The sequence below is a fragment of the Bradyrhizobium sp. genome (assembly GCF_049581145.1).
In the GTDB taxonomy this organism is placed as follows: Bacteria; Pseudomonadota; Alphaproteobacteria; order Rhizobiales; family Xanthobacteraceae; genus Bradyrhizobium.
This window is the reverse complement of record NZ_JBAURI010000755.1, coordinates 1-5157: the sequence shown is the minus strand read 5'-3', so window position 1 is coordinate 5157 and position 5157 is coordinate 1. Positions and strand designations below refer to the sequence as shown.

Here is a 5157-nt window from a genome sequence, read left to right as displayed (position 1 = left end):
CCATGTCATCGCACTCACGGAGGGCTGAGCGGCCCCTCGCGATCACGACCTGGCAAAATCTCGGCGAAGTCTCGAAGTGTCGCTGCGCAATGTTGCGCGGGTAAAAGAACCCTCGCTCCGGGAGTGGATGGGAGAGCGCTCACCGGGACGATGTCGACATTCTGGATCTGCGCGCCAGCGACTGTCGCCGGAGCGGCCTTCGCTGGTGCAGCGTATCTGGTGCTATCTAGTGCAACGTATCTTCGGCCGTGTGCCTCAACCGCTCGATCTGATCCTTCACCATCAATTTTCGGCGCTTCAATTCGACTATTTGCAGGTCGTCCGTTGAAAGGTGTACGAGAGCGTCATGCAATTCGTTCTCAAGAATTTGGTGTTTCCGTTCCAGTTCAACGAGATGCGCCTGAATTGCCATTCGAAACCTCCTCGGTAGGATTGAACCTCAGATTCGACACAAGGTCTCGGAGTGTACACGACTCGCATGATCTGTCGATGGGGATCGGGATTCACCAACGTTCATATTTAGGTAGTATGTGTAACGAAGCGTGAGTAAGTAATGACTGGCCTTTCGACGCCCCCCAACCTCGGGTTAGCCACAGATTATGCGGCGTTGCCGTCATATTGGCTGCTTGCGGACGGGGCCGACAGGAACGATATTTCCCACAGGCTTTCCGGGGCGTTTCGCAATCTCATCGCGTTTTTCAGCTATCGTACGACATGACCAAGGAAGATGAGCGCGAACTGCAGACCGAACTCGCACGGCTGCAGCAGGAGCACCGCGATCTGGACGCGGCGATCGATGCATTGCATCAATCGCCGGCGCCGGATTTGTTGCGCCTGCAACGATTGAAGAAGCGCAAACTCCAGCTCCGCGACCGCATCGCCTTCATCGAAGACCAGATCACGCCGGATATCATCGCCTAGAGCGAGATGGCTTCATATCGACGCGTCCTGCGTCACCTCAACCAGCACTCCCGTGATCTGCATCGCGTTGTAGGGCTTGGGCAAAAACCGGCCGCCTTCCGGCAGGTCGTCTTCATGGATGTGGGAAAGGCCTGAGGTCGCGATGATCTTGATCGGCGGCCAGCGGCCCCGAACCGCGCGCGCGAGCTTCAAGCCGTCCATCGAGCCCGGCATCTGAATATCGGTAAAGACAACGGCGATGTCGGCGCGCGCTTCCAGAATCGCGATCGCTTCATCGGCGCTGCCGGCTTCGATCACCAGGAAACCGGCGGCCTGGATCATGTCAGCTGCATCCAGGCGGAGCAGGAAATCGTCCTCGACCACCAGCACCACGGGTCTTGGCTCGACGGGACCCATTCCTCAGCCTCCCCTGCATCTAGCTTAAGTGCAGGATTTTGTTTTCGTTCCCATCTGCTGCCCAAAGCTTTAGCAGGGCCGCTGGCGGGAAGATTCCTGCTGCGGCACCGGCTAAGCTGCTTGACTCCAAGAGAACAAAATAGGAACATCAAGACACGACTTCATCAGCCGCTTTTGGAGTTTTCGCCATGTCCGCACCCGCTTCGACGTTCGACCACAGCCACTATGAACAGGCCTGCGACCAGGCGATCTCCATGTGTGACGGGAATTTGCGCAGCACGATCAAGGCGCTCATCATGGCCAACGAATATCTGGAAGTCGAACTGCTGGAACTGCAGGCGGCGATCTCATCCGGCTGCATGCCCAAGGAGTCGTCCAAGGCGGCCTCGTCCAACCCGCCGTCCAAGGCTTTGCCGAAGAGCATGTCGGAGTCATTGCCGGACAGAGCCAGCGATGCGGCATGACGAGACCCGGAGCGTCCGCGATGGCCGAGATCACCTATTATGTGGCACTCCCGTTCCTGCAGGACGACAACGGTTCGCCGGTCGCGGGCCCGGCCGAGGAATGCCAGACATCGACAACCGCGCTGCGGCGCGCTGAGATGTTGGCGCGGGCTGCCGGCCATGTCGGTGCCGTAGCGTTCAGCCGCACCGGCGATCCCATGCTCGGCGAGTTCAAAGAAGCCCGGCTGCTGCGAACATTCGGCCAGGTGCCGGATGATCTCAGCGCACTTTAACTGTCGGGACCGCCTCGGTCTCGTGCCGCCTCTGCGCCTTCCGCAGGTACATCGCGGCGTCGGCCTGTTCGAGCGCGCGGGCCGCTTCCGTCTGCGGCGTAAGGGTCGCAACGCCGGCGGATGCTCCGGCCGTCACCCTGCTGCCGTCGAACACGAAGGTGAGTTGGTCGATCGCCAGCTCCAGCGCCGCCGCTTTCGCTCGCGCGTCGGTCTCGCTGAGATTCCATATCAGCAGGGCGAACTCATCGCCGCCGAGCCGCCCGACCACGTCGGAGGCACGCACCTGGCCGGTCACCGCGGCCACGATCGCTTTCAGCACCTGATCCCCCGCGGCATGCCCGAAGACATCGTTGATCGGCTTTAAGCGATCGACGTCGAGCACGATCAGCGCCCCACTGGCATGGTAACGCTTGATGTAGGCGATGGAGCGCTGCAGCGCGCGCTCAAAGCCGCGCCGGTTGGGAATGCCGAGCAGGAAATCGGTGTCCGCCGAGGCCTGCAGTTCCTCGACCCGCCGGAGCGCCTGCGCCAGTTCCCCTCTGAGCTGCCGGATGGTCGCCTTGTCATCAATCTTTTCTCGGGCCTTTCCGCTGGTCCTGCGTTTGGTCTTTCCTTTGCCCTTGGCCCCATCCTGCGCCGCAGCCGACCGCGGCGTGGCCACCTTGCGCGCTGCGGGACGGCGCCTGTTAGCTCCCCGCGCCGATGCAATGGTTTTCCCTTTCATGGGTTTCCTAGGCATGGGCCTGCGCTATTGATTGCTTGAGCACGATCTCTCGAAAAGCGGTGCCGGCTCCCTCGGAATCTGGCTGAGGCATATGTTTCCGGATCGTGCTCTGGGGCTTGCCGGTATTCATCAAGACAGGATAGTTCATTCCCACTCCTTTGCCATGCCTTGCCGTTGTCGGGCCTGAACCTATAATCCGGCCTATCTTTCTGGATTCCCGAGAAGAATTGTAGATATGACCGCCCCCGTCGCCATCATCATGGGAAGCCAGTCGGACTGGGATACCATGCGTCACACGGCCGAAACATTGGTTGAGCTCGGCATCGACGCCGACACGCGCATCATCTCAGCCCATCGTACCCCTGAACGGTTGTTTGTTTTCGCCAAGGCCGCCAAGGCGGCCGGTTTCAAGGTCATCATCGCCGGCGCCGGCGGGGCAGCGCATCTCCCGGGGATGACCGCGTCGCTGACCGAACTGCCCGTGTTCGGCGTTCCCGTCGAGTCAAAGTCGCTCGCTGGGGTCGATTCGCTGTATTCCATCGTGCAGATGCCCGCTGGCGTGCCGGTCGGCACGCTGGCGATCGGCAAGGCCGGCGCCATCAATGCCGCCCTGCTCGCGGCAAGCGTACTTGCGCTCAATGATCCGGCGCTGGCCGAAAGGCTCATCGCTTGGCGCAAGCAGCGGACCGCGGAGGTCGCCGAGCGTCCGGAGGACCAGCCGTGACCCGGTCCGGTCAGGTGAAACTGAAACCCGGCGACACCGTCGGAATCCTCGGCGGCGGGCAGCTCGGCCGGATGCTGGCGATGGCTGCAGCGCGACTTGGCCTGCGCTGCCAGGTGTTTTCGCCGGATCCGGACTCGCCGGCTTTCGACGTGGTCCTGAACGCGACTTGCGCCGAATATGCCGATGTCGAGGCGCTGGAGCTGTTCGCCAACGACGTCGACGTCATCACCTACGAATTCGAAAATGTTCCCGCCGCCGCCGCGATGGTTCTGGACGCGCGGCGCCCGGTGCTGCCCAATCGCAAGATCCTGGAAACTACTCAGGACCGGCTGGCGGAGAAGGATTTCGTCAAGCGGCTGGGGATCGGCACCGCTGACTATGCCGACGTCTGTTCGGCGTCGTCGCTGCAAACCGCGATCTCGCGCATCGGGCTGCCTGCCGTGATCAAGACACGGCGCTTCGGCTATGACGGCAAGGGCCAGGCGATCATCCGCGCGGCGGACGATATCGACCGCATCTGGACCGAGCTCGGTACCAGATCAGCAATTCTCGAGGCTTACGTTCCCTTCGAGCGCGAGGTCTCGGTGATCGCCGCGCGATCAGCCGATGGCCATATCGAATGCTTCGACGTCACCGAGAACGAGCACCGCGACCATATCCTGAAGATCTCGCGCGCCCCAGCCGCGATCCCTGCGGAACTCGCGGAACAGGCGCGTTCGATCGCAGCTGGGATCGCCGATGCGCTCGACTATGTCGGGGTGCTCGCGGTCGAGATGTTCGTGCTGGCCGGCGATGGCCCCAAGATCCTGGTCAACGAGATCGCGCCGCGGGTGCATAATTCCGGACATTGGACCCTCGATGGCGCGTCGATCTCGCAATTCGAGCAGCACATTCGCGCCATCGCCGGCTGGCCGCTCGGCAAACCGGTCCGTCATGGCCACGTCACCATGACCAACCTGATCGGGGACGAGATCAACGATTACGTACAGTGGCTGACCGTTCCGGGCGCGACCGTGCACCTCTATGGCAAGGGCTCGCCACGTCCAGGCCGGAAGATGGGCCATGTGACCCAAGTCGACTAACCCAAATCGACTAACCCAAATCGACTGACCCAAGTCCACTGACCCAAGTTCACTGACCCAGGTCCACTGACCCAAGTCCACGACCTAAGCCGCCGTGTCGCCGGAAGCCGGCTGATTGGCCATGCCGGTTGATTCGCCACGAGAGCAAGGTTTTGCCGCCGAAATCGCATGTAATTGTGTTTCGAGCGGTAGACATCTGCGGTTTTGTCTGATACATCCGCGCCCTCAAGGTTAAGGGCGAGGCCTTTTGCCAGCCCTTGGCGCTTACCCGATTCCATACCGATACTGAAAAGAGGATGCCGCGTGCAGGTTCTCGTTCGCGATAACAATGTCGATCAAGCTCTGAAGGCGCTGAAGAAAAAGATGCAGCGCGAGGGCATCTTCCGCGAGATGAAGCTCCGCGGTCACTACGAAAAGCCTTCCGAGAAGAAGGCACGCGAAAAGGCCGAAGCCGTGCGCCGGGCGCGCAAGCTCGCCCGCAAGAAACTGCAGCGCGAAGGCCTGCTTCCGATGAAGCCGAAAATCGTCCCGGGCGCGCCGCGCTCGGCCGGCTGAACTCCGGACGGACGTTTTG

General features: G+C 61.5%; 8 protein-coding genes and 1 pseudogene. 6 read left to right on the top strand and 3 right to left on the bottom strand.

Annotated elements, in window-relative coordinates:
• Nucleotides 1-226: 226 nt before the first annotated feature.
• A complete protein-coding gene (locus WCB02_RS24690; protein ID WP_423962282.1) occupies nucleotides 227-412 on the bottom strand; it encodes a YdcH family protein in 186 nt (61 codons plus the stop codon).
• 302 nt (nucleotides 413-714) lie between these two features.
• On the opposite strand from WCB02_RS24690, the gene WCB02_RS24685 reads away from it, so the two are divergent.
• Entirely contained in the window at nucleotides 715-921 is a 207-nt protein-coding gene (locus tag WCB02_RS24685) for a YdcH family protein (protein ID WP_423962280.1), read from the top strand.
• A 12-nt stretch (nucleotides 922-933) separates the two neighbouring features.
• Here WCB02_RS24685 and WCB02_RS24680 read toward each other — a convergent pair whose 3' ends face one another.
• Nucleotides 934-1317: a response regulator gene (locus WCB02_RS24680; protein WP_423962278.1), complete on the bottom strand. Its 384-nt coding sequence runs from the start codon at nucleotides 1315-1317 to the stop codon at nucleotides 934-936.
• 188 nt (nucleotides 1318-1505) lie between these two features.
• Between WCB02_RS24680 and WCB02_RS24675 the strand changes: the two are divergent.
• Together WCB02_RS24675 and WCB02_RS24670 are read left to right on the top strand one after the other, a co-directional pair.
• A pseudogene (locus tag WCB02_RS24675) lies at nucleotides 1506-1691 on the top strand (hypothetical protein); the annotation flags it as partial.
• 110 nt (nucleotides 1692-1801) lie between these two features.
• Nucleotides 1802-2053 carry a hypothetical protein gene (locus tag WCB02_RS24670; RefSeq protein ID WP_423962277.1) on the top strand — a complete coding sequence of 84 codons (252 nt, stop codon included), beginning with the start codon at nucleotides 1802-1804 and terminating at the stop codon, nucleotides 2051-2053.
• Here WCB02_RS24670 and WCB02_RS24665 read toward each other — a convergent pair.
• Nucleotides 2040-2714, bottom strand: a complete 675-nt coding sequence (locus WCB02_RS24665) for a GGDEF domain-containing protein (RefSeq protein ID WP_423962276.1) — start codon at nucleotides 2712-2714, stop codon at nucleotides 2040-2042. The genes WCB02_RS24670 and WCB02_RS24665 overlap by 14 nt on opposite strands.
• A gap of 298 nt (nucleotides 2715-3012) precedes the next feature.
• On the opposite strand from WCB02_RS24665, the gene purE reads away from it, so the two are divergent.
• The 3 genes from purE (at nucleotide 3013) to rpsU (ending at nucleotide 5138) form a co-directional block, all read left to right on the top strand.
• The gene (gene purE, locus WCB02_RS24660; RefSeq protein WP_423962274.1) at nucleotides 3013-3501 is read left to right on the top strand and encodes a 5-(carboxyamino)imidazole ribonucleotide mutase; all 489 of its coding nucleotides are present in this window, start codon (nucleotides 3013-3015) and stop codon (nucleotides 3499-3501) included.
• A complete protein-coding gene (locus tag WCB02_RS24655; RefSeq protein ID WP_423962273.1) occupies nucleotides 3498-4583 on the top strand; it encodes a 5-(carboxyamino)imidazole ribonucleotide synthase in 1086 nt (361 codons plus the stop codon). Before purE ends, WCB02_RS24655 begins: the two co-directional genes overlap by 4 nt.
• Nucleotides 4584-4886: 303 nt before the next feature.
• Nucleotides 4887-5138 (top strand): 30S ribosomal protein S21, encoded by a 252-nt coding sequence (gene rpsU, locus WCB02_RS24650; RefSeq protein ID WP_423962272.1) that lies wholly within the window; start codon nucleotides 4887-4889, stop codon nucleotides 5136-5138.
• Nucleotides 5139-5157 lie beyond the last annotated feature (19 nt).